The following is a 22,083-nucleotide window of genomic DNA, read 5'->3' as shown; positions in this document are numbered from 1 at the left end:
GCCGGTGCAACCGTCCGAATGATGGTGATTGCAGGCTGCGGTGTTGCTCTTGTCCCCTCATCCCGTTAGCAAGGGGGCGCCGGCAGGTCCGGCATGCACAGCGAAGCCTCTGGAGCGCCCCCTTGGTCTTCCGCGAACCGAGCTATGCCGAAGCCGGCCGGTCCCCGGCCGACGACCAGAAGACCGCCACCGCCCGCCGCCGGGACCTCAAACCGCTCCGGCGCCTGCTGCCCTTCCTGACGCCGTACCGGGGCGCCATCGCGCTGGCCTGCCTGTCGCTGCTGATCGCCGCAGGAACCGTGCTGGGTCTGGGCAAGGGGCTCCAGTACCTGGTGGACCAGGGCATCGCCCAGGCCGACGGGGCGGTGCTGGACCAGGCGCTGCTGGTGCTGCTCTCCGTGATCGTGCTGCTGGGCGCCTCCACCTTCGGGCGCTTCTACCTCGTCTCCTTCGTCGGCGAGCGGGTGGTGGCGGACCTGCGCAAGACGGTGTTCGACCATGTCGTCAGCCTGTCCCCCGCTTTCTTCGAGGTGACGCGGACCAGCGAGGTGCAGTCCCGCCTGACGACGGACACCACGCTGCTCCAGGTCGTCGTCGGCTCCACCATCTCCATCGCCCTGCGCAACTCCCTGCTGCTGGCGGGGGGGATCGTGCTGCTGGTGGTGACCAGCCCCAAGCTGGCGGGCATGGTGCTGCTGGTGGTGCCGGCCGTGGTGCTGCCCATCGTCGTCTTCGGGCGCCGGGTCCGGGTCCTGTCGCGGGCCAGCCAGGACCGCGTGGCCGATGTGGCGCAGGCGGTGGACGAGGCGCTGGGCGGCATCCGCACGGTGCAGGCGTTCGGCCGCGAGGCGCTGGAACGGCAGCGCTTCTCCTCCCGGGTGGAGGACGCGGTGAGCGTCGCCCTGGACCGGGTGCGGGCGCGGGCGTGGCTGACCATGCTGGTGATCGTGCTGGTGTTCGGTGCCATCGGCACGGTGCTCTGGATCGGCGGGCATGCCGTCATCAGCGGCGAGATCAGTGCCGGCGAGCTGTCGGCCTTCATCTTCTATGCGGTGGTCGTGGCCGGCGCCGTCGGTGCCCTGTCGGAGGTGATGGGCGACCTTGCCCGTGCCGCCGGAGCGACGGAGCGCCTGTTCGACCTGCTGGCGACGGAACCGGACATCCGGGCCCCGGCCGATCCGAAGCCGCTGCCGCAGCCGGCCGAAGGGGCGGTCCGGTTCGACAACGTCGTCTTCCACTATCCCTCCCGACCCAAAGACGCGGCGCTGAACGGCCTGGAGCTTGAGGTCCGGCCGGGCGAGACGGTGGCCCTGGTCGGCCCCAGCGGGGCCGGCAAGAGCACCGTGTTCCAGCTCCTGCTGCGCTTCTACGACCCGCGGTCGGGCCGCATCCTGCTGGACGGGGTGGACATCCGCGAGGCCGATCCCGCCGCCGTGCGCGCCCGCATCGGCATCGTGCCGCAGGACCCGGTGATCTTCTCCACCAACGCGATGGAGAACATCCGCTACGGCCGTCCCGAGGCGACCGACGCGGAGGTGCGGGAGGCGGCCCGCGCGGCGCACGCGCTGGACTTCCTGGAGGCGCTGCCGCAGGGCTTCGACACCTTCCTGGGGGAGAAGGGCGTGCGGCTCTCCGGCGGCCAGCGCCAGCGGGTGGCGATCGCCCGCGCGCTCCTGCGCAACCCGCCGCTGCTGCTGCTGGACGAGGCGACCTCCGCCCTGGACGCGGAGAGCGAGCGCGCCGTGCAGGAGGCGCTGGAAGACCTGATGAAGAACCGCACGACGCTCATCATCGCGCACCGCCTCGCCACCGTGCTGAACGCCGACCGCATCGTCGTGCTGGATGCCGGCCGCGTCGTCGCCAGCGGCACCCATGCCGAGCTGCTGCGGCAGGAAGGTCTCTATGCCCGCCTTGCCGCCCTGCAGTTCGACCAGCGGACGGCCGGCGCCGCCGTCGTCTGACACCGCGTCCGGCGTCTCGACGTCCTGGGAATTCCGTGGCCCTCCGGGGACTCTGCCCCCCCTGTCCGTCCGGTCAGAATGCCGTGGCGTACAATAAAGACTAAATTGTCGACATCGGTGCTCGCATTCGAGGTGACTGATGTCGAAGCTCTCCCTGGGCATGCGGATCATGGTGTCCGTTCTGGCCGTCTTCGTGACCGGCCTGGGCGCCCTGGTTCTCTACGCGAACTATGCCCAGATGGGCGAGGCGCGTTCCCTCTCCACGGACCTTCTCCGGCAGCAGGCAGCCGCGGAGGCCCGTGTCGTCCATGATACCGTGGGACGCGCCGTGACCGCGGTGCAGGGCATCGGACGCAGCGTCACCGCCCTGGTCCAGGCCGACCGCGCCGAGCGCGACGATCTGGCAGCGATGGCGCGGTCCGCCCTCGGCCTCAGCGACCAGTTCTTCGGGGTGACCATCGCCTTCGATCCGGGCTTCCCGGAAGGCGATGACGCGCGCTTCGTCGGGCACTCCGCCAGCGATGCGAAGGGCCGTTTCGTGCCCTACTTCTATCGCAACGCGGGCGGTGTCGGCATGGAGATGCTGGACATGTCGAAGCCGGAGGACACCGACGGCTGGTATCAGCGCCCGATGCGGGAGAAGCGGACCGTCCTCACCTCGCCCTATACCTATCCGGTCGAAGGGCGGGACGTGCTGATGGTCACGGCGTCCACCCCCATCATCGACAAAGGCGGCGTGCCGCGCGGCATCACGACCGTGGACGTGGCGCTGGCCAGCGTGAACGAGACGCTGGGCCGGGTCCGCCCCTTCGGCGTGGGCCATGCCGTCCTGCTCAGCGACGACGGCAAGTGGGTCGCCCATCCCGATGCCGCCAGGGTCGGCAAGGACAGCGACGACGCGGCGATCCGCGAGGCGCGGGCCGGGCTGGCCGGAGCCGAGGTGTCGTCCACCCGTTTCACTGACGCCGCCAGCGGCGAGACCATGATCGCCGTGATGGTGCCGGTCCGCTTCGACGGGGTCGATGCCACCTGGGCCTTCGGCCTGATCGTGCCGGAAAAGGCGCTGCTGGCCGATGCGGTCGCTACCCGCAACGGGATGCTGCTGGTCGGCACCCTGACCCTTCTGGCCGGCGTGCTGGTGCTGTTCCTGATGGCCCGTTCCATCAGCCGGCCCATCGTGGGCATGACCGCCACCATGCAGCGGCTGGCGGCGGGCGACCTGTCGGTCGAGATCCCGGCCATGGACCGCGGCGACGAGATCGGCCGCATGGCGGCCGCGGTCCTGACCTTCCGCAAGGAGGCCCAGGCCAAGCGCGAGCTGGAGGCGGAGCAGGCCCGTCTGGCGCAGGCATCCGAACAGGAGCGGCTGCGCGCCCGCCGCACCATCGCCCAGGAGTTCGACCGCGAGGTCGGCCGCTCCATCGACGGTGTCGGCCAGACGGCCGAAGCCATGGCCGGCGCCGTGGACGACATGGCGGAGGCGGCCCAGTCGAACGCCGTCACCAGCCAGGCGCTCGCCGAATCGGCAGAGGATGTCAGCGGCAACGTGCAGACCGTCGCGGCGGCGGTGGAGGAACTGGCGGCCAGCATCCGCGAGATCAGCGGTCAGGCGCAGAACTCCAACCGGGTCGCGGACGACGCGGCCAGCCGGGCCAGCACCACCGTCTCCCAGGTCGCCCGGCTGGTCGATGCCGCGCGGAAGATCGGGGACGTCGTCACCCTGATCTCCGAGATCGCCGGCCAGACCAACCTGCTGGCGCTGAACGCGACGATCGAGGCGGCGCGGGCCGGCGAGGCCGGCAAGGGCTTCGCCGTCGTCGCCGGGGAGGTGAAGAGCCTTGCCAACCAGACGGCCAAGGCCACCGAGGAGATCTCCCAGCAGGTCCAGGCGATCCAGTCCTCGACCGGCTCCGCGGCCAGCGAGATCAACGAGATCGCCCAGGTGATCCAGACCGTCAGCCAGATCAGCGCGTCCATCGCCGCGGCGGTGGAGGAGCAGAACGCGGCGACGACGGAGATCAGCCGGGCCGTGGCCGCCGCGGCCGGCGGCACCGGGCAGTTGAAGACCAGCGTCCGCAGCGTCGCCGATCTGGCGCACAGCAGCGGGGAATCGGCCAGCGCCCTGCAGCAGCGCATCGCCGCGCTGGAACAGGAACTGACCACCATGCGCACCCAGGTCCGCCGCTTCGTCGAGAACCTGAACGCGGCGTAAGCAACCGCGCAAGGCGGAAGAGACGGACCGGGGACCGCACCCGACACGGGTCTCCTGGTCCTGGGAGGGAAGGACGGTTGTCTCCGGGGCCCCGCCGCCCGCCGGTTACCCGGGCGGCGGGGAGCTTCGGAACGGGCCGGGACGGCAGACAGCACGAAGCGTCCCGGCCCCGTGGAGTCGGTGCCCCTTCCCGCCGGGCGCGGAAGGGGATAGCCTTCTGGTGCGGCGCACAATTCCCAGCTTAGCCCGCCGCCCTCCTGATCCCCGCCCTCCTGCCGCCCGAGCCCCGCATGACCCTCGAATCCTCCCTGGCCCTGGCGCTTGCCCTGGCCATCTTCGCCGCCACGCCGGGTCCCGGCATCCTGGCCGTCATGTCCTGTGCCATCGCCCGCGGTTTCCGCGCCGGGCTTGCGCTCGGGGCCGGGCTGGTGCTGGGCGATCTCGTCTACATGACGCTGGCGGTGCAGGGGATGGCGCTGCTGGCCCAGGCCATGGGCGAGCTGTTCCTGGCGGTGAAGCTGGCCGGGGCCGCCTACATCCTCTGGCTGGGCATCAAGGCGTGGCGGGCCGAGCCGGTGCTGCCGTCCGCCGCCGGACCGGAGACGGGCAGGGGCCTTGCCCGCACCTTCCTGGCGGGCCTCGCCGTCACGCTGGGCAACCCCAAGGCCATCATCTTCTACATGGGCTTCCTGCCCAGCTTCATCGACGTGACCCGGATCGGGCCGGTGGACATGGCGGTCCTGGCCGGGCTGGTCACGGTCGTCGTCGGCGGGGTGGTGGTGGTCTACGCCCGGACGGCGGCGCAGGCGCGGGGGCTGCTGACCAGCCCGCGCCGGGTGCGCTGGATGAACCGCACGGCCGGCACCGCGATGATCGGCACCGGCCTCGCGCTCGCCCTGCGCCGCTGAGCGGCGCAGGGGGCGGTCAGGCGGCGGCGGGGCGGGTCAGTGCGCCCCGCCCTCCAGATAGGCCGCCCGCACCTCCGGATTGGCCAGCAGCTCCGGGCCGGGGCCCTGCATCACCACCAGCCCCTGTTGCAGCACATAGGCCCGGTGGGCCAGCTTCAGGGCGTGGTAGGCGTTCTGCTCGACCAGCAGGATGGTCATGCCGCGGCTGCGGTTCAGCTCGGCGATGACGTCGAAGATGCGCCGGATGATCAGCGGCGCCAGCCCCAGCGAGGGCTCGTCCAGCAGCAGCAGGCGCGGCCGGCTCATCAGCGCGCGGGAGATGGCGAGCATCTGCTGCTCGCCGCCCGACAGCGTGCCGGCGCGCTGCTCGCGGCGCTGCTTCAGGATGGGGAACAGGCCGTAGCAGTAGTCCAGGTCCGCCTCGAAGTGGGCCGGGTCCGCCAGGGTGCCTCCGAGCTGGAGGTTCTCGAACACCGTCATGCGCGGGAAGATACGCCGGCCCTCCGGCACCTGGGCGATGCCGAGCCGCGCCGTCTCGTGCGGGGGCAGGCTGACGATGTCCTGTCCCTCGAAGACGATGCTGCCCGCCGCGGGCTTCGGGTTGCCGCAGATGGTCATCAGCAGCGTGGACTTGCCGGCGCCGTTGGCGCCGATCAGGGTGACGATCTCGCCCTGGTTCACCGTCACGTCCACGCCGCGCAGGGCCTCGATGGGGCCGTAGTTGGTGCGCACGCCCGTCAGGCTGAGCATGGTCATAGCCGCCCCTCCGCCTCAAGGTCCTGCACCACCTCGGGCGGGATCTCCTCCTCCTCCGGTTCGCCCAGATAGGCCTTGATGACCCGGTCGTCGCTGCGGATCTCCTCGGGCGTGCCCTCGGCGATCTTCTTGCCGTGATCGACCACATGGATGCGGTCGGAGATGCGCATCACCAGACTCATGTCGTGCTCGATCAGCAGGATGCCGGTGCCGAACTCGCCCCGGATGGTCAGCAGCAGGTCGCCCAGCGCCGCCGTTTCCCGCGGGTTCAGGCCGGCGGCCGGCTCGTCCAGGCAGAGCAGCAGCGGGTCCGTGCTCATGGCGCGGGCGATCTCCACCCGCCGCTGGACGCCATAGGACAGGTTGCCCGCCTCCTCGTCGGCGACCGACAGCAGGTCCAGCCGGTCCAGCCAGACCCGCGCCCGCTCCACCGCCGCCGCTTCGGCCCGGCGCCAGACCGGCAGGTTCAGCAGCCCGGCGACGCCGTAGCCCGACTGCCGCATCAGGCCCGTGTGCTGCGCCACCAGCAGGTTCTCCAGCACCGACATGCGGGGGAACAGGCGGATGTTCTGGAAGGTGCGGACCACGCCCATGCGCGCCACGGCATAGCCGGGCAGGGCCTGCAGCTCCACCGCGCCGCGCGCCGGATGACGCAGCAGCAGCCGTCCGGCGGAGGGCCGGTAGAAGCCGGTCAGGCAGTTGAAGACGGTGGTCTTGCCGGCACCGTTGGGGCCGATCACGGCGGTGATGTCGGAGCCGTGCGCGGTCAGATTCAGGTTGTCCACCGCGACCAGACCGCCGAAACGCATGGTCAGGCCGGTGACCTCCAGCAGCGGAGGCGTCGTCGTGGGCTCGGCCATCACAGGCTCTCCGTCGCGGCGGGCGGGGGGCTGCGGCGGTCGGACAGGCGCAGGGTCGGGTCGCGTCCCGACAGCAGCCCGCCCGGACGCCAGACCATGATCAGGATCATCGCCGCCCCGAACAGCAGCATGCGGTAGTCCGCGAACTCGCGGGCGAATTCGGGCAGCAGCACGATGAACAGCGCCGCGATGACGACGCCGATCTGGCTGCCCATGCCGCCCAGCACGACAATGGCCAGGATGATCGCGCTCTCGATGAAGGTGAAGCTCTCCGGGCTGACGAAGCCCTGCCGGGCGGAGAAGAAGCAGCCCGCCAGCCCGCCCAGCATCGCTCCCGTGGCATAGGCCGAAACCTTGGCCGCGGTGGGGTTGATGCCCAGGCTGCGGCAGGCGATCTCGTCCTCGCGCAGGGCCTCCCAGGCGCGGCCGATGGGCAGCCGGCGCAGCCGCCAGACGGCCCAGGACGCCGCCAGCACCAGCACCAGGATGATGAAGTAGAGGAACATCATCCGGTGCTCGCTGGAGAACGCGATGCCGGTCAGCTCATGGAAGCTGACCTGTCCCTCCGGCGGGCGGCGCTCGAAGGAGATGCCGAACAGCGACGGCCGCGGAATGCCGGCAACCCCGTTCGGGCCGCCGGTCAGGCTCTGCCAGTTCAGGATGACGATGCGGGTGATCTCACCGAAGCCCAGCGTGACGATCGCCAGATAGTCGCCGCGCAGCCGCAGGATCGGCAGCGACAGCAGCACCGCGAACAGCGCCGCGACCAGCCCCGAGAGCGGCAGGCTCAGCCAGAAGCCCAGCCCGGCGAACTTCGCCAGCAGGGCGAAGGTGTAGGCGCCGATGGCATAGAAGGCGACGAAGCCCAGGTCCAGCAGGCCCGCCAGACCCACCGTCACGTTCAGCCCCATGCCCAGCAGAACGTAGATCAGGGCCGTGGTGCCCAGGTCCAGGATGTAGCGGTCGCTGAAGGGCAGGAACGGCATCACCGCGGCGAATCCGATGCCGGCGATCACGAAGCCACGGCCGAGCCGCCGCGCCGTCTCGCCCGTCGGCAGCACGTTGCGCGCCGACGTCGCGGCGCTGGCGCGGCCGGCCAGGGCGTCGCGCAGGTAGCCCGCCAGCAGCCGGCCGGCGAAGACGGCGGCCACGGCGTAGCCGACCCAGGGCCAGCGGGTGGCGACGGACAGGCCCTGGTCGGTGTTGACCGTGGTCAGGCCGATGAAGGGGATCGCCAGCAGCAGCGCCACGCCGGCGGCGAGGCCGGCATCCTTGAGGCGGGCGGCGAGGGTCGGTGCAGGCTGCATCGGCTCACACCTTCTCGATGTCGGGGCGGCCGAGCAGGCCCGTCGGCCGCAGCACCAGCACCAGGATCAGGATGGAGAACGCTGCCACGTCCTTGTAGGCACCGGAGACATAGCCGGTGAAGAACGCCTCGATCAGCCCGATCAGCAGGCCGCCCAGCATCGCGCCCGGCAGCGAGCCGATGCCGCCCAGCACGGCCGCGGTGAAGGCCTTCAGCCCGGCCAGGAAGCCGATGTAGAAGTCCACGACACCGTAATACATCGTCACCAGCACGCCCGCGACGGCGGCCAGCGAGGCACCCATCACGAAGGTCAGGCTGATGGTGCGGTCCACGTTGATGCCCAGCAGCGCCGCCATGGTCCGGTCCTGCTCGCAGGCCCGCTGCGCCCGGCCCAGCGGCGTGCGCGCGATCAGCACCGTGAAGGACGCCATCAGCGCCACGGTCAGCACGATGATGAAGGCCTGGATGTAGGTGATGCCCAGCGCGAAGGTCTCCCCCTGCCAGAGGGTGATGCCGCCCGACAGCACGGGCTGCAACGGCTTCGGCCGCGCGCCCTGGGTCAGCATCACGTAGTTCTGCAGGAAGATCGACATGCCGATGGCGCTGATCAGCGGCGCCAGCCGGCCCGATCCGCGCAAGGGGCGGTAGGCGACCCGCTCCACCGTCCAGCCATAGGCGGCGGTGAACAGGATCGAGGCCGCCAGCACCACGATCAGGCCCAGCGCTACCGACTGCACGCCCAGCGCGGACAGCAGTGTGAAACCCGTCACCGCGACGAAGGCCCCCAGCATGTAGATTTCGCCATGGGCGAAATTGATCATGCGGATGATGCCGTAGACCATCGTGTAGCCGATGGCGATCAGGCCGTAGATCGCCCCCAGCGTCAGTCCATTGATCAGGTGCTGGAGAAATGTCCCCAGTCCCAGCGCTGCACCGTCCATGAAGTCCCCATGCCCTGAAACCCGTGATCCGGGCTTTCTGATTGGGGGCGAACCCTATCCGACGGATCGCCCCCGTTCAAGCCGCAGACCGGCCGAAGTACCGGAGCCGCATCGCTTTTCCGGCCCGCCGCGGTTGTGCAGAACGGGGCTGCGCGGCCCGGCGTTGCCTGTCCCGCGGCTTGCTGGTAGGGTCCGCGCCGCTTCAAGTCCACGTGAAAGACAGTGCCATGAAGGTCAACGCGAACACCATGCGGAAGGGCCACATCCTGGAGGATGGCGGCAAGCTCTACGTCATTACGGCGGCCAACATCGTGCAGCCCGGAAAGGGCGGCGCCTTCATCCAGCTTGAGATGAAGGACGTGCGGACCGGCACCAAGACGTCGATGCGCTTCCGCACGCAGGAGACGGTGGAGCGCGCCCGCCTGGACGAGCACGAGATGTCCTTCCTGTTCGCCGAGGGCGACCAGTACACCTTCATGGACAAGGAGTCGTTCGAGCAGGTCACCATCCCCGGTGACGTGATCGGCGACGGCAAGGTGTTCCTCCAGGACGGCATGGAAGTCGTCGTCCAGTCCTTCGAGGGCGCGCCGCTCTCGGTCGAGCTGCCGCAGACGGTGACCCTGCGCATCGTCGAGGCCGACCCGGTCGTGAAGGGCCAGACGGCGTCTTCCTCCTACAAGCCGGCGGTGCTGGAGAACGGCGTCCGCGTGCTGGTGCCGCCGCATGTCGATGCCGGCACCCGCATCGTGGTCAATGTCGAGGACGGCACCTATCTGGAGCGCGCGAAGGACTGATCCGGCCGCGCGTCTCCCGCGGCGCCCGGTGGCGCCGTCCGCGGCGCGCGACGCCCCGGTCCCGACCGTTCCCGACGGGCGCCCTCGCACGCGAGAGGGTGCCCGTCCCGCATTTTGAGGAGTTTGCCCATGGCCGCCCGTTCGGCCGTCATCATGTCATGGCCCGCGCCGCCGAAAAGGCCCGCCGCGCCTTCTGCGCGACTTCGGCGAGGTCGAGCAGCTCCAGGTCAGCCGCAAGGGACCGGCGGACTTCGTCTCCGCCGCCGACCGCAAGGCCGAGCGCATGGTCCGCGACGAGCTGGCCCGCGCCCGCCCCGACTTCGGCTTCCTGATGGAGGAGTCCGGCACGGTCGAAGGGCGCGACAAGAGAAGCCGCTGGATCATCGACCCGCTGGACGGCACCACGAACTTCCTGCACGGCCTGCCGCACTGGGCCATCTCCATCGCGCTGGAGCGCGAGGGCGAGATCGTTGCCGGCGTCGTCTACGAGCCGACGCATGACGAGATGTTCTGGGCGGAGAAGGGGCAGGGCGCCTTCCTGAACCACCAGCGCCTGCGCGTCTCGGCCCGGCGCAACCTGCCCGATGCGCTGGTCGCCACCGGCATCCCGTTCAAGGGGCATGGCGACTTCCAGGGCTTCATGGCCCAGCTCGCCGCCGTGATGCCCGAGGTGTCGGGCATCCGCCGTCTGGGCTCGGCGGCCCTCGATCTCGCCTACACGGCGGCGGGCCGCTTCGACGCCTACTGGGAGACGGACCTCAACCCCTGGGACGTGGCGGCCGGCGTGCTGCTGGTGGCCGAGGCGGGCGGCTTCGTCACCGAGATCGGCGGCGGCCGCAATCCGGCCGCGGGGCAGAGCGTGCTGGCGGCGAACCCGCACCTGCACCTGCCGCTCGGCACGCTGCTGCGCAACGCCATGAAGCCGAAGGCCAAGCCGGCCCCGGCCGCCTCCACCCCGGCCGCTTCCACCCCGACTGCCGCGGGCGGCAGCGCCGGCTGACGCCGGCCCCGGTCCGCCGCCCGGGCGGCGGACCTGCGGGGGCCGGACCGTTCCGCCGGACCGTTCCGGCCGGACCAACCCGGGCAGACCAGGGCACCGGACCATGGTGCCGCCACATTTCCGGGCTCCGATGCACAGCGTGCAGCAGAACCGCTTCCTCTTCCGTGCCCCGCTCCGCCGCGGCGTCCTCTGTGCCGCCGGCCTTGCCGCTGCGCTGCTCGCCCTGAGCCCGGCGCAGGCACAGACCGGCGACAACACGACGGCAACGGCCCCGGCCCCCGCCGTGCGGGTGCCCGGTCGCAAGCCGCCCGTGCCGCCGCCGCCCGCGGTGGAGACTCCGGCCACGCCCGTGGTGCCGAAGCCCGGGCAGCGGACCGGCCTCATCAAGGCGCCGCCGGCCTATCTGCCGGAAGTGACCCCGATTCCCCCCGCGGCGGACCCGGAGGGCGTGCCGCCCGCGCCGCGGACGGACCTGCCGCCGCCGCCGGAAACCCGCGTCGCGCCCGGCCCCGTGCCGGCGGAGGTGGCCGGTCGCGCTGCCGTGGCGATCGACTTCGCCCCCGGTTCCGACGGACTCGGCGCCGCGGCCGAGCCTGTGCTCCAGGGTGTCGCCCGGCGGCTGGCCGAGGCGCCGGGCGACCGGCTGGAACTGCGGGCCCATGCGACCCTGGGGGCCGACGGGGAGACGGGGGCGCGCCGGCTGGCGCTGGCCCGCGCGCTCGCCGTGCGGTCAAAGCTGATGGCGCTGGGCGTCCCGAAGCAGCGGATGCTGGTCTTCGCGCTCGGCACCGACGGCGCCGAAGGGGGAGCCGACCGGGTTGAGCTTTCCTTCCGGCGCTGACCGATCCACAGTGCCGCCGTCCCCAGGGCCCCCGTCCGCAGGGACAGGCCGGCCCGGCAGAGGACGCCGAAGAGGGACCGGCACCGGACAGACCGGCGCAGGCCGGCAGGGACGGAGAAGACCGGCACAGGCCGGCACAGCAGGGGAGCCAGGATCATGCCCATGTCTCGCCCGCAGCGGTTCCTCGGCCGGATGGCCGGGTTCCTCCTCGCCGTCGCCGCCGTCGCGGTGGCGCTCTTCCCGGCGATCGCGCACGCCTTCCTGGCCAATCCGGCGCTCAACGGGCTGATCCTCGTCGTCCTGCTGCTGGGCATCGCCTTCATCTTCCGGCAGGTGCTGATGCTGCGGCCGGAGGCGGCCTGGCTGGACGCCTTCCGCGCCGGGGAGGTGCCGCCGGCGGCCCCGCGCCTGCTGGCCCCCATGGCCAGGATGCTGGGCGAGCGGCAGGGGCGGCTCAGCCTCTCGGCGGTCGCCACGCGCTCGCTGCTGGACGGCGTCGGCGCCCGGCTGGACGAAAGCCGTGAGACCAGCCGCTACCTCATCGGCCTGCTGATCTTCCTGGGCCTGCTGGGCACCTTCTGGGGCCTGTTGCAGACGGTCGGCGCCATCGGCGGCGTGATCGGCAGCCTGCGGATCGACGGGGCGGCCGATGCCGGCAGCGTCTTCGGCGATCTGCAACAGGGGCTCCAGGCGCCGCTCGCCGGCATGGGCACGGCCTTCAGTTCCTCGCTGTTCGGCCTTGCCGGCTCGCTGGTGCTGGGCTTCCTGGAACTCCAGGCGGGGCAGGCGCAGAACCGCTTCTATGCGGAGCTTGAGGACTGGCTGGCCGGTGCCACCCGGCTGACCGGCGGGATCGCCGGGGACGGCGGGGAGGGCGGCTCCGTCCCGGCCTATGTCCAGGCGCTGCTGGAGACGACGGCGGAGAGCATCGAGCGGTTGCAGTATGCCATGGCCTCGACGGAGGAGGGGCGGCGGACGCAGAACGTCCACCTGACCCAGCTCACGGAGAAGATCACCGCGCTGGCCGAGCAGATGCGGGCGGAGCAGCAGCTCATGGCCCGGCTGGCGGAAAGCCAGATGGAACTGCGCCCGGTGCTGGCTCAACTGGCGGCCACGCTGGCCGCCGGCGTCAACATGGGCATCGACGACGCCACCCGCACCCACATCCGGAACCTGGAGCTGTATACCGCGCGGCTGCTGGAGGACAGTTCCAGCGGCCGGGCCGAGGCGGTGGCCGAACTGCGCAACGAGATCCGCATCCTGGCGCGCACCGTCGCCGCGCTGGGCGACGGCGGGGAGCGCTGAGCCATGCCCGGCTTCGGCGGCCGGCGGGGCGGGCGGGGGGCGGCGGTGGACATCTGGCCCGGCTGGGTGGATGCGCTGTCCTCCCTGCTGATGGTGATCGTCTTCCTGCTGCTGGTCTTCGTGCTGGCGCAGGTCTACCTGTCCAGCGCCCTGCAGGGCCGTGACCGCCAGCTCGCGGAGGTCAACCGCCGCATCGCCGAACTGGCGGACATGCTGGCGCTGGAACGGGAAACGTCGGGCGGCCTGCGTGCCGACGTGGCGCAACTGACCGACCGGCTGCGCAGCACTCTGGCCCGCGGGGAGCAGCTCCAGGCCGACATCGCCGCCCTGGCCGGAGAGCGCGACGCCCTGGCCGCGCGGGAGGCCGGGCTGAAGGGCAGTGTGGAGTCAGAGCGGGCGCTGGGCGACGAGGCGCGCGCCCAGGTGGAGTTGCTGAACCAGCAGGTCGCCGCCCTGCGCGAGCAGCTTGCCCGGGTGGCGGCGGCGCTGGAGGTGTCGGAGGGGAAGGGGCGGGAGCAGGAGGCGCAGATCGCCGACCTGGGCAACCGGCTGAACGTCGCCCTGGCCGACAAGGTGACGGAGCTGGCCCGCTACCGCTCGGAATTCTTCGGCCGGCTGCGCGAGGCGCTGGGGGAGCGCGACGACGTGCGCGTCGTGGGCGACCGCTTCGTCTTCCAGTCGGAGGTGCTGTTCGGCAGCGGCAGCGTCGAACTGGGCGAGGCCGGCAAGGAACGTCTGTCCCGGCTGGCGGAGACGCTGAAGGAGATCGCGGCCCGGGTGCCGCCGGAGGTGGACTGGGTGCTGCGCGTGGACGGGCATACCGACAGCGTGCCGATCCGCTCCGCCCGCTTCCCCAGCAACTGGGAGCTTTCCACGGCGCGCGCCACGGCGGTGGTGAAGTACCTGATCGACCAGGGCATCCCGGCCGACCGGCTGGCCGCGGCCGGCTTCGGCCAGTACCAGCCGCTCGATCCCGGCACCTCGGCCGAGGCCCTGGCCCGCAACCGCCGCATCGAGATCAAGCTGGACGCGCGTTAGGGGCCGGCCGGACTGCCCGTTCAGGCCCAGGCGCCCACCAGTTCGACCTCCTCGCCGCCCAGGCCGCGCTTGAAGGCGGTCACGCCGGGCGCCTGGTCCGGCAGGATGCCGCCCAGGTCGAAGCGCAGGCGCCCCTGCGCCTTCAGTTCCTGCACCGCGCGCCAGAGCAGCAGGTTGTTGGCGTTGCAGCGGCGCCCCTCCGGCCCGTTCCAGCCGATCTGGTAGGTGGCGGCCCGGCCGTGGCCGAAGACCAGGATGCCGGCCACGGGTACGCCGTCCAGCAGGGCGCGCAGGATCAGCACGTCGCCGTCCTTGTGCATGCCGGTCCGCATCCGGGTCAGCAGCGGGGCGGAGGCGCCGCGGTAGCCCTTGGCCGCCTTGTCGCGGGCGTATTCCTCCAGGAGCCAGGGCAGCAGGGTCCCCGTGCGGTCCAGCTCCACCGTCAGGCCGGAACGTTCGGCCTTGTTCAGGGCGTTGCGCCAGCTCTGCGCCATGCGCCGGCGCAAGGTGGCTTCGTCCTGCGTCAGATCCAGCCAGAGGGTGCGGTAGCCGGGGCCGCCCATCCGGCGGAACCCGGCCCAGCGCAGGATGGCGGCGTTCTCCTCCGTCGCGGGCAGTTCGGGCACGATGGCGGTCCAGCGCGTCGGACCGGACGGATAGGCCTCGCGCAGCAGCTTCAGCACCTGCGCCACGACGGCCGGCTTCGCCGCCTCCGGCCGGATCAGCGGTCCGCGGTGGATGCGCACGACGCGCACCAGCCCCATCATCCGCTTCTCCATCACGACGACCAGCCCGACCGGCCGGTCGGCCAGTTCGATCAGGCCCAGGCGCGGCTTCCACTTCTCCACCGTCGCCATGGCCTGGGCATAGCCGAAGCACTGGGTCAGGGTGCTGCACGGCACCTCCGCCAGGGCGCTGTACCATTCGCTGATGCGGCCGACGTCCCACAGGATGCGGAGCGTCGGAAGCGTGTCTGACCCCACGGTGTGCGCCCATTCCCCTCGGCAAGCGAAGTCCAGTATGGTGCGCGCAGTCTCCCGCCGCCAGCCCCTGCGCCATGACGTCCCTGCCGCCGATTCCGCCCTCCGTGCTGCCGTCCGCCCTTCCCTGGTGGCACCCCGACGCCTTCGCCCGCCGCAGCACCGCGCTTGCGGCGCGGGGCCGCATCACCCGGGCCGTGCGCGCCTGGTTCGAGGCGGAGGACTTCGCCGAGGTCGAGACACCGGCGCTCCAGGTCTCGCCGGGGCTGGAGGTGCATCTCCAGGCCTTCTCGACGGAACTCCGGGGTCCGCATCCCGACGACCGGCGGGTGCTGCACCTGCACACCTCCCCCGAATTCGCCATGAAGAAGCTGCTGGCGGCGGGGCTGCCGCGGCTGTTCCAGCTTGCGCACGTCTTCCGCAACGGGGAGCGGTCGGCGACCCATCATCCCGAGTTCAGCATGCTGGAATGGTATCGCGCCGGGGCCGGCTACACCGACCTGATGCGCGACTGCGAGGCGCTGGTGCGGGCCGCCTGCCGCGCGGGCGGGACGGACCTGCTGCGCCGGGGAGAGGCGACGTGCGATCCCTTCGGGGCGTGGGAGGTGCTCAGCGTCGCCGATGCCTTCCGGCGCTACGCGGACGTGGACCTGCTGGCGACGGCCCCCGACCCGCTGCGGCCCGATCCCGCGTTGCTGGCGGCGGAGGCGGCGCGCATCGGCATCCGCACCGCGCCGGGCGACACCTGGGAAGACCTGTTCTTCCGCATCAGCCTGGAACGGATCGAGCCCCGTCTCGGCTACGGACGGCCGACCTTCCTGGCCGACTATCCGGTGTCCATGGCCGCGCTGGCGCGGGCCAAGCCGGGCGACCCGCGGGTGGCGGAGCGGTTCGAGCTGTATGCCTGCGGCGTCGAGCTGGCGAACGCCTTCGGGGAGCTGACCGATCCCGCCGTGCAGCGCGCCCGGTTCGAGGCAGACATGGCGGAGAAGCAGCGCCTGTACGGCGAGCGCTACCCGCTGGACGAGGAGTTCCTCGACGCCCTGGCCCTGATGCCGGAGAGCGCGGGCATCGCGCTGGGCTTCGACCGGCTGGTGATGCTCGTCACCGGCGCGGCGCGGATCGAGGACGTGCTCTGGGCGCCGGTGGCGGCGCCTGCCGTCAGCCCCGCATCACGCGGTTGAAGTCGGCCACCGCGGCGGCGGGACCGGCGGGGTGGTTCCAGACGCCGCCGCAGACGGCCAGGAAGTCGGCCCCGGCCTGCACCAGCAGCGGCGCCGTCTCTACAGTGATGCCGCCGATGGCGACGCACGGCACCTCCATCATCTCCTGCCACCAGGTCAGGATCTCCGGATCGGCCGTGGTCTTCGGCTCCTTGGTCCCGGTCGGGAAGAAGGCGCCGAAGGCGACGTAGTCCGCCCCTTCCTCGCCGGCCACCATGGCGAGGTGGCGGCTGTCATGGCAGGTCACGCCGACGATGGCGTCTGCCCCGACCAGCCGCCGCGCCTCGCGGTAGGGCGTGTCCTCCTGCCCGACATGCACCCCGTCGCAGCCCGACCGTGCGGCGAGGTCCGGCCGGTCGTTCAGGATGAAGGCCACGTCGCGGGCCTGCACCAGCGGCCGCAGCACCTCCACCGCCCGCAGGATCGCCTCGTCGGGCGCGTCCTTGAGGCGGAGCTGCACGCAGGCGACGTCGCCGGCATCCAGGGCCGCGGCCAGCGTGGGGGCGAACGCCTGCGGGTCGAAGGCGGGCGGGGTGATCAGGTACAGGCGGCAGTCGGTCATGGCAGTCCGGAAAGGGCGGCGGGCCGCCGGAAAGGAAGCGGCCCCGGGGGCAGATGCCCGCCGGGGCCGACGATAACGCCGGACGGGCGGTCCCGGAAGACCGCCCCGGGCAGGGGACTTATTCCTTGCCCTGGTAAATGCGGACCAGCCTGTCCAGCAGGGCCAGGGCCTCCTCGCGCGGGCGCTGGAAGGCGTTGCGGCCGATGATGGAACCGTTGCCGCCGCCGTCGCGGATGGCACGGGCATCGTCGAAGATCGCGTCCTCGCCCTTGTGCGCGCCGCCGGAGAAGACGACGATGCGGCGGCCGTTGAAGGACGCCTGCATGATGTGCTTCACGCGGTCGGTCAGGGTCTCGCGCGGGACCTTCGTCTGCTCGTAGATCCTGCGCGCCTCCTCCTGCTCCAGGTCGGCGGTCGGCAGCTTGACCTTGATGATGTGGGCGCCCAGCAGGGCGGCCATGTGCGCGGCGTAGGCGTCGATGTCCAGCGCCAGCTCGCCCTTCTTGGTGATCTCCCCGCCGCGCGGGTAGGACCAGATCACGGTCGCCAGCCCCTTGGACTTGGCCTCGCGCGACAGCTCGCGGATTTCCTCGAACTGGCCGAACATGGCGTCGGAGCCGGGATAGATGGTGAAGCCGATGGCCGAGCAGCCCAGGCGCAGAGCGTCGTCGATGCTGGCGGTCACCGCCTGGTCCGCGCCCTCCTTCAGCCGGGACAGGCTGTTGGAGCTGTTCATCTTCAGGATCAGCGGGATGGAGCCGGCGAAGGTGCCGGCCCCGGCCTCCAGCGGGCCGAGCGGGGCGGCATAGGCCGACAGGCCGGCGTCGATGGCGAGCTGGAAATGGTAGTGCGGATCGTAGGCCGGCGGATTGACGCCGAAGCTGCGCGCGGGGCCGTGCTCGAAGCCCTGATCGACCGGCAGGATCACCAGCTTGCCGCTGCCGCCCAGCCGCCCCTCCATCAGGATGCGGGCCAGATTGGCCTTGGTGCCGGGATTGTCGCTCTCATACCAGGAGAGGATTTCCTTGACGCGCCGGGTCAGCTTCATGACGGTTTTCCTGCCTAGTTGCCGGGGATGTGCGGGGTCCGGCCCTCTCGGGCATTACCGGCGGCTAGATAGCCCACGCCCCTTCGCATTGCAACGCAACCATCCGCCTTACCGCCCGGCGGTTCCGGGGGGGCTGGTGTCCGCAGGGGCGGTGCCCGGGCCGGCCAGGAGCGCGTGCAGCGCGGCCCGTGGGATGCGCTCCCGCCAGGGCTCGACGGCATCCGCGGCCGGCGGGTGCAGGCGGGCGCCGTGCTGCGCCGCGATGTCGGCCAGCTTCACCACCACCTCCGGCGGTCCGGCGAAGGACAGCTCGGTGCAGCCGGCGCGCAGGGCCGCCAGCACGTGGCCGGGGTCGTCGGCGCAGTCCAGCACGGCCGTGATCTCCGTCCCGGGAAACTCCTGCCGCAGCAGTGCCGTGAGCGCCGCCCACCAGCCGCCGCCGAGATAGCCCGCGGCCCCGGCGGGGGAGACCAGCACGACCGTGCACCCGCAGTCCCGGGCCACGCCCAGGACCAGCCGTGCGTCCTCGATGCCGCGGATGCGCACCGGGCGGGTCATCCGTGCCGTCCTCCCGTCGTTCCTGGACCGCCGTCCGCCTACCACCCTGGGCCGAGGCGCCGCAACCGCAGATCGGGCCGGGGGCGGGGCGCGACGGATGGACCCGTCGCCGCGGCCCGGATCGGTCCTTTCACGCTACCCCGGAAGTGGCACTATCGGAACGGACCAGTCCACACGAACGGGGAGCAAGAATGAGAAGAACCTGTCTGGCCCTGGCGGCGGCCGCGCTGCTGGCCGCCCCGGCGGCGGCGGCCGAGCCCGCGCCGTTGAGCGCGGAGACGATGTGGCAGCTCAAGCGCATCGGCACACCCGCGCTTTCGCCCGACGGCCGCTCCGCGGTCGTCCCGGTCACAGCCTACGACACCGCGACGGACGGGCGCGACGTCGATCTCTGGCTGGTTCCGACGGCGGGCGGGGAAGCCCGGCAACTGACCAGTGATCCGGCGGCCGAGAGCGAACCGCAGTGGAGCCCCGACGGGCGCTGGATCGCTTTCGTCGCCAGGCGCGACGGAGACAAGGCGGCGCAGCTCTACGTGCTGCCCGTCGCCGGCGGCGAGGCGCGGCGGGTGACGGAGGTGCCGACCGGGGTGCGGCTGCCGCGCTGGTTGCCGGACAGTCGGCGCATCGCCTTCCTGACCCGGGTCTGGACGGACATCGACGACTGGCAGGAACAGGGCAGGCGCCTTGCCGAGCGCGACTCCTCGAAGATGACCGCCAAGGTCTGGGACAGGCCGCCGCTCATGTTCTGGGACCAGTGGCTGGATGACCGCGAGGCGCATGTCTACATCGCCGCGCTCGACGGCGGCGCGCCGGTGGCGGTGACGCGGCCGACCGGAAAGGCCGTGGCCTTCCGCGATCCAGGACCCGTGCCCTACGACATCGCTCCCGACGGCACGGAGATCGCCTTCGCCGTGGACGTTGACCCGACCGGCACGCGGCCGAACGTGGATCTCTTCGTCGCCGGCATCGACGGCAGCAACCCGCGCAATCTGACGGCGGACAACCCCGACGGCTCCGACGGCTCGCCGCTCTATTCGCCGGACGGGCGCTGGCTCGCCTTCCAGCAGCAGCGCGTCTACGGCTTCTACGGCGCCAATGCGAAGCTGATGCTGTACGACCGCCGCGCCGGGAAGACCCGCGGCCTTACGGAAGACTGGGACAGGTCGGCGTCCGGGATCGTCTGGGCCCCGGATTCCAAGGCGCTCTACGGCGCCATCGACGATGCCGCCACGCGCCGCATCTACCGCTTCGCGGTGGACGGCGGAACGCCGAAGCCGGTCACCGCCGGCCGGGATTTCGCCGAACTGGGGATGGCCGGCAAGCCGGCGGTCCTGGTGGCGCTGCGGCAGTCCTTCAGCGAGCCGCCGACACTGGTCCGGGTCGATCCCCGCAACGGCGAGACCACCCCCCTTACCAGCTTCAACGACGATCTGCTGGCCCGCACGGCGATGGGCACGGTGGAGAGCGTGAACTACAAGGGGGCCGGTGGCGACGATATCCAGATGTGGGTGATCAAGCCGCCCGGCTTCGACCCGAAGAAGACCTATCCCGTCTTCCTGCTGCTGCACGGCGGCCCGCACAATGCGATCACCGACACCTGGCAGTGGCGCTGGAACGCGCACGTCTTCGCCGGCTGGGGCTATGTCGTGGCCTGGCACAATTTCCACGGCTCCAGCGGTTTCGGCGAGGCCTTCACCGACAGCATCAATCCCGACCGCATCGACAAGCCCTATCAGGACACGATCAAGGCTGCGGACTGGCTGGCGGCGCAGCCCTGGGCGGACCGCACGCGCATGGTGGCCGGCGGCGGCAGCTACGGCGGGTTCCTCGCCACCGTGCTGCTGGGGCGCGAGCATCCGTTCAAGGCGCTGATCGCGCACGCTGCGGTCTACAACAGCTACACGCAGGAAGGCGGGGACGGTGGCGGTTCGGTGGACCGCTTCGGCGAGCACTGGGACGATCCGGCGGAATTCCAGCGCTACTCGCCGCACATGGCGGCGGGGAACTTCAGAACCCCGACGCTGGTGATCCATGGCCAGCTCGACTACCGGGTGCCGGTGAACCAGGGCATCGAGCTGTTCCACACCTTGCAGCGGCGCGGCGTGCCGTCCCGCTTCATCTACTACCCGAACGAGAACCACTGGGTCCTGAAGCCCCAGAACTCGGTCTTCTGGTATCAGCAGGTGCAGGACTGGATCAGAAACTACGCGCCGCCGGCCGGCGGGGCCGCCGGCCCCGGCACGCAGCCGGCGCGGTGACGGCCAGCCGGGACACGGTCAACAGGCAAAGGCGGCGGCAGGACCGCCGGCCGGACCGGCCGCGGGTGCGGCTGCCCGGGCAAGCGGCCCCGGCTTCACTTTCCCTTGGCCGGGGCCACGCTGGGCAGGTCCTCGGACAGGATGCTCATGTTGAAATTGTAGGAGACGTCGCCCTCGTCCTCGTCGCGGTAGAGGGTGCCGATGAACTCCTCGCCCAGCATCACCTCCACCGGCTGGCCCTTCTTGGCCGGGGCCATCACGGTCAGCCGGTCGTTGCCGAAGGTCTTGCGCAGATAGGCCTGGAGGCGGGCGATCTCGTTCGGGGTCATGCGTTCTGTCCTGATGCTGCCGTGTCCGGAAAACGGAAGGGCGCCGCACGGCGACGGCGCCCTTCTCCAGGTTCGGTGACCGCGTGGGGATCAGCCGGCCTTGGCCATGGCCACGGCGGTGTCGCTCATGCGGTTGGAGAAGCCCCATTCGTTGTCGTACCAGGTCATGATACGCACGAAGGTGCCCTCGATGACCTTGGTCTCGTTCAGCGCAAAGATGGAGCTGGCGGGGTCGTGGTTGAAGTCCGTGGAGACCAGATCCTCGGTATAGCAGGCCAGGATGCCCTTCAGCGGGCCCTTGGCGGCGTCCTGGATCAGAGACGCGATCTCCTCCTTGGAGGTCGCGCGCTTCGCCACGAACTTGAAGTCCACGACCGAGACGTTCGGCGTCGGCACGCGGATGGCGGTACCGTCCAGCTTGCCCTTCAGCTCCGGCAGCACCTTGCCCACCGCCTTGGCGGCGCCGGTCGAGGTCGGGATGATGTTCAGCGCGGCGGCGCGGGCCCGATGCAGGTCCTTGTGCATCGTGTCCACGGTCCGCTGGTCGCCGGTGTAGCTGTGGATCGTGGTCATGAAGCCATGGTCGATGCCGATGGCGTTGTTCAGCACATAGGCGACCGGGGCGAGGCAGTTCGTCGTGCAGCTCGCGTTGGAGACGATCTTGTGCTCGGCGGTGAGCTTCTGGTGGTTCACGCCGTAGACGACCGTGATGTCCTCGTCCGTCGCGGGGGCGGAGATCAGCACCTTCTTCGCACCGGCGGTCAGATGCTTGGCGGCATCGTCGCGCTTGGTGAAGATGCCGGAGCATTCCATCGCCACCTCGACGCCCAGGTCGCGCCAGGGGAGCTGGGCCGGGTCGCGCTGCTGGAAGCAGGGGATGGCGTGGCCGTTGACGACCAGCTTCTGGCCCTCGGTATCCACCTCGACGGTGCCGGGGAAGCGGCCATGCACGCTGTCGTACTTCAGCAGGTGGGCATTGGTCTTCACGTCGGCGAGGTCGTTGATGGCGACGACCTCCACGTCGGTGCGGCCGCTCTCGTAGATGGCCCGCAGAACCAGACGGCCGATGCGGCCGAACCCGTTGATCGCAACCTTGACTGCCATAGCCTTCCTCCGAGTTTGCATGGCGGCCGCCCCCCGGCGGCCTTTTTTGAGACGGTCCGGGGGCAGTCCAGCGTCCCCCGGCGCGATACGCAAGCATGC

At 71.1% G+C, this 22,083-nt stretch carries 20 protein-coding genes; 10 read left to right on the top strand and 10 right to left on the bottom strand.

Annotated features, from left to right (window positions below; all coding sequences use genetic code 11):
• The first annotated feature begins 122 nt into the window (after positions 1–122).
• The 3 genes from RC1_RS08810 (at position 123) to RC1_RS08800 (ending at position 5,081) form a co-directional block, all read left to right on the top strand.
• A complete protein-coding gene (locus RC1_RS08810; RefSeq protein WP_012567018.1) occupies positions 123–1,961 on the top strand; it encodes an ABC transporter transmembrane domain-containing protein in 1,839 nt (612 codons plus the stop codon).
• 139 nt (positions 1,962–2,100) lie between these two features.
• A complete protein-coding gene (locus RC1_RS08805; protein ID WP_012567017.1) occupies positions 2,101–4,173 on the top strand; it encodes a methyl-accepting chemotaxis protein in 2,073 nt (690 codons plus the stop codon).
• 290 nt (positions 4,174–4,463) lie between these two features.
• A complete protein-coding gene (locus tag RC1_RS08800; protein ID WP_012567016.1) occupies positions 4,464–5,081 on the top strand; it encodes a LysE family translocator in 618 nt (205 codons plus the stop codon).
• Between the two features lie 36 nt (positions 5,082–5,117).
• Here the strand turns inward: RC1_RS08800 and RC1_RS08795 are convergent, their stop codons facing one another.
• The 4 genes from RC1_RS08795 to RC1_RS08780 are packed head-to-tail and all read right to left on the bottom strand — an operon-like array spanning position 5,118 to position 8,944.
• On the bottom strand, positions 5,118–5,831 hold the full coding sequence (locus RC1_RS08795) for an ABC transporter ATP-binding protein (RefSeq protein WP_041786225.1): 714 nt from the start codon (positions 5,829–5,831) through the stop codon (positions 5,118–5,120).
• Positions 5,832–5,833: 2 nt separating this feature from the next.
• Positions 5,834–6,697 (bottom strand): high-affinity branched-chain amino acid ABC transporter ATP-binding protein LivG, encoded by an 864-nt coding sequence (gene livG, locus RC1_RS08790; RefSeq protein WP_012567014.1) that lies wholly within the window; start codon positions 6,695–6,697, stop codon positions 5,834–5,836.
• On the bottom strand, positions 6,697–8,004 hold the full coding sequence (gene livM / locus RC1_RS08785) for a high-affinity branched-chain amino acid ABC transporter permease LivM (RefSeq protein ID WP_012567013.1): 1,308 nt from the start codon (positions 8,002–8,004) through the stop codon (positions 6,697–6,699). The genes livG and livM overlap by 1 nt, the downstream gene beginning before the upstream one ends.
• A gap of 4 nt (positions 8,005–8,008) precedes the next feature.
• Entirely contained in the window at positions 8,009–8,944 is a 936-nt protein-coding gene (locus RC1_RS08780; protein ID WP_012567012.1) for an ABC transporter permease subunit, read from the bottom strand.
• A gap of 227 nt (positions 8,945–9,171) precedes the next feature.
• Here RC1_RS08780 and efp point away from each other — a divergent pair, with 227 nt between their 5' ends.
• The 5 genes from efp (at position 9,172) to RC1_RS08755 (ending at position 13,922) form a co-directional block, all read left to right on the top strand.
• The gene (efp, locus tag RC1_RS08775) at positions 9,172–9,738 is read left to right on the top strand and encodes an elongation factor P (protein WP_012567011.1); all 567 of its coding nucleotides are present in this window, start codon (positions 9,172–9,174) and stop codon (positions 9,736–9,738) included.
• Between the two features lie 193 nt (positions 9,739–9,931).
• On the top strand, positions 9,932–10,738 hold the full coding sequence (locus RC1_RS08770; RefSeq protein WP_083759276.1) for an inositol monophosphatase family protein: 807 nt from the start codon (positions 9,932–9,934) through the stop codon (positions 10,736–10,738).
• A gap of 103 nt (positions 10,739–10,841) precedes the next feature.
• A complete protein-coding gene (locus RC1_RS20035; RefSeq protein ID WP_085978998.1) occupies positions 10,842–11,579 on the top strand; it encodes an OmpA family protein in 738 nt (245 codons plus the stop codon).
• Between the two features lie 156 nt (positions 11,580–11,735).
• Positions 11,736–12,884 carry a hypothetical protein gene (locus RC1_RS08760; protein WP_012567008.1) on the top strand — a complete coding sequence of 383 codons (1,149 nt, stop codon included), beginning with the start codon at positions 11,736–11,738 and terminating at the stop codon, positions 12,882–12,884.
• Positions 12,885–12,887: 3 nt separating this feature from the next.
• The gene (locus RC1_RS08755) at positions 12,888–13,922 is read left to right on the top strand and encodes a peptidoglycan -binding protein (RefSeq protein ID WP_012567007.1); all 1,035 of its coding nucleotides are present in this window, start codon (positions 12,888–12,890) and stop codon (positions 13,920–13,922) included.
• Positions 13,923–13,942: 20 nt separating this feature from the next.
• Here RC1_RS08755 and RC1_RS08750 read toward each other — a convergent pair whose 3' ends face one another.
• On the bottom strand, positions 13,943–14,905 hold the full coding sequence (locus tag RC1_RS08750; protein WP_012567006.1) for a lipid II:glycine glycyltransferase FemX: 963 nt from the start codon (positions 14,903–14,905) through the stop codon (positions 13,943–13,945).
• A gap of 74 nt (positions 14,906–14,979) precedes the next feature.
• Here RC1_RS08750 and epmA point away from each other — a divergent pair, with 74 nt between their 5' ends.
• Entirely contained in the window at positions 14,980–16,086 is a 1,107-nt protein-coding gene (gene epmA / locus RC1_RS08745; protein WP_012567005.1) for an EF-P lysine aminoacylase EpmA, read from the top strand.
• Here the strand turns inward: epmA and thiE are convergent.
• The 3 genes from thiE to RC1_RS08730 all read right to left on the bottom strand — a co-directional run bounded on the left by thiE (position 16,064) and on the right by RC1_RS08730 (position 18,293).
• Complete coding sequence (gene thiE, locus RC1_RS08740; RefSeq protein ID WP_012567004.1) at positions 16,064–16,687, bottom strand: thiamine phosphate synthase; 624 nt, start codon at positions 16,685–16,687, stop codon at positions 16,064–16,066. The genes epmA and thiE overlap by 23 nt on opposite strands.
• Positions 16,688–16,805: 118 nt before the next feature.
• Complete coding sequence (locus RC1_RS08735; protein ID WP_012567003.1) at positions 16,806–17,735, bottom strand: class I fructose-bisphosphate aldolase; 930 nt, start codon at positions 17,733–17,735, stop codon at positions 16,806–16,808.
• A gap of 108 nt (positions 17,736–17,843) precedes the next feature.
• A complete protein-coding gene (locus RC1_RS08730) occupies positions 17,844–18,293 on the bottom strand; it encodes a hypothetical protein (RefSeq protein WP_012567002.1) in 450 nt (149 codons plus the stop codon).
• Positions 18,294–18,484: 191 nt separating this feature from the next.
• Between RC1_RS08730 and RC1_RS08725 the strand changes: the two genes are divergently transcribed.
• A complete protein-coding gene (locus tag RC1_RS08725; RefSeq protein ID WP_012567001.1) occupies positions 18,485–20,551 on the top strand; it encodes a S9 family peptidase in 2,067 nt (688 codons plus the stop codon).
• Positions 20,552–20,646: 95 nt separating this feature from the next.
• On the opposite strand, the gene RC1_RS08720 is transcribed toward RC1_RS08725, so the two are convergent.
• Together RC1_RS08720 and gap are read right to left on the bottom strand one after the other, a co-directional pair.
• Positions 20,647–20,880, bottom strand: coding sequence for a DUF3126 family protein (locus tag RC1_RS08720; RefSeq protein WP_012567000.1), 234 nt, complete (start codon positions 20,878–20,880; stop codon positions 20,647–20,649).
• Between the two features lie 90 nt (positions 20,881–20,970).
• Positions 20,971–21,984: a type I glyceraldehyde-3-phosphate dehydrogenase gene (gene gap / locus RC1_RS08715; protein WP_012566999.1), complete on the bottom strand. Its 1,014-nt coding sequence runs from the start codon at positions 21,982–21,984 to the stop codon at positions 20,971–20,973.
• Positions 21,985–22,083: the final 99 nt, after the last annotated feature.

Source organism: Rhodospirillum centenum SW (genome assembly GCF_000016185.1).
GTDB classification, from domain to species: Bacteria; Pseudomonadota; Alphaproteobacteria; order Azospirillales; family Azospirillaceae; genus Rhodocista; species Rhodocista centena.
Note: the sequence above shows the minus strand (reverse complement) of the source record. Positions and strands in the feature narration are given on the sequence as shown.